Origin of the sequence: Polaromonas sp. CT11-55 (genome assembly GCF_047303325.1) — a bacterium.
Lineage (GTDB): Bacteria > Pseudomonadota > Gammaproteobacteria > Burkholderiales > Burkholderiaceae_C > Polaromonas.
Window position 1 is genome coordinate 1 of the sequence record NZ_JBKBEX010000084.1, and the last position, 246, is coordinate 246.

The 246-nt window shown below is 61.8% G+C and carries 1 protein-coding gene; it reads right to left on the reverse strand.

The features are described from left to right. On the reverse strand, positions 1-246 hold a 246-nt coding region (locus ACEN8I_RS24180; protein ID WP_413331201.1), incomplete at both ends, for a hypothetical protein.

The following is a 246-nucleotide window of genomic DNA, read 5'->3' on the forward strand; positions in this document are numbered from 1 at the left end:
GCTCCGGGTTCTTCACGGATGCGTTACCGGACTCGACCGTGTTGCGCAGCCCGTAGAAGCGACGCCACTTTTCCGACTTGTACTCGAACTCCTGACCGAACTTGAGGTGCTTGACGTTCTCGCCGTCCGCAGCGCTTCCACCGATGACACCTGGGATGAGAACGGTCTTGCTCGGCACCGTGATTTCCACGACCTCCGACGTCTCCGGGTCGAGGTCGGCGCGGTCTTCGAGTCGGAGAGCAGGGT